We start from the raw sequence: 1078 nt of genomic DNA, 5'->3' as shown, positions 1-1078 counted from the left end.
GAGGGTGTGCAGAATTTTGTGTAACCGGGGCTTGGGTTACTGCTGCGGCAGCCTGTCTTCGTAACTGATCGTAAAGCGTGTCAGCGCCGCCTTCCAGTCGCGGATCGGCATCGTCCATTTCTTGCTGATGTTGCGCAGTGCCAAGTAGAAGAGTTTCAGCAGCGCCTCATCGCTGGGGAACGAGCCCCGGTTCTTGGTGATCTTGCGCAGGCTCATGTTCACCGACTCGATGGCGTTGGTGGTGTAGATGACCTTGCGGATCTCCGGCGGGAAGTCGAAGAACGGCGTGATCCGGGCCCAGTTGCGCCGCCAGGACTGGCCAATCGGCAGGTAGTCGTCATCCCATTTGGCCTCGAACTCGCCAAGGCGCAGTTCCGCCTCATCCGCCGTGCTGGACTGGTAGATCCGCTTCAGGTCGGCCGCCACCTCGGCTCGGCGCTTCCAGGGCACGTAGTTCAGGCTGTGCCTGACCATGTGCACGATGCACAGCTGCACGCTGGTGTGCGGGAACACCGCCTCGATGGCCTCGGGGAAGCCCTTCAGGCCGTCCACGCAGGCGACGAAGATGTCCTGCACGCCGCGATTGCGCAGCTCGGTCACCACCTGCAACCAGAACTTGGCGCCTTCGTTCTGGGCGATCCACAAGCCGAGGATTTCCTTCTCGCCGGCCAGGTTGATGCCCAGCGCCAGGTACACCGCCTTCACCCGCACCGCGCCTTCTCGCACCTTGGTGTGGATGCAGTCGAGGTAGACGATGGGGTAAACCGCATCGAGCGGCCGTGACTGCCAGGCCTTCACCTCATCGGCTACCGCGTCGGTCACTGAGGAGATCAGGCTCGGTGACACCTCGGCGCCGTACATTTCTTGTAAGTGCGCCTGGATCTCGCGCACCGTCATGCCGCGGGCATACAGCGAGAGGATCTTGTCGTCGAAGCCCGACCAGCGGGTCTGATGCTTCTCGACAATTTGCGGGTCGAACGTGCCGTGGCGATCGCGGGGCACTTCGATGGGCAGCTCGCCGAACTCGCCCTTGAGCTTCTTGCGACTGAAGCCGTTACGGGTATTGCCAGCCGAGTTG

The 1078-nt window shown here is 62.2% G+C and carries 1 protein-coding gene; it reads right to left on the bottom strand.

Annotation, left to right across the window (positions count from 1 at the left end):
- Positions 1–36 precede the first annotated feature (36 nt).
- On the bottom strand, positions 37–1078 hold a 1042-nt coding region (locus EGJ86_RS24880), incomplete at its 5' end, for an IS256-like element ISPa46 family transposase (protein WP_125836947.1).

Source organism: Pseudomonas sp. o96-267, assembly GCF_003935465.1.
Lineage (GTDB): Bacteria > Pseudomonadota > Gammaproteobacteria > Pseudomonadales > Pseudomonadaceae > Aquipseudomonas > Aquipseudomonas sediminis.
Note: the sequence above shows the minus strand (reverse complement) of the source record. Positions and strands in the feature narration are given on the sequence as shown.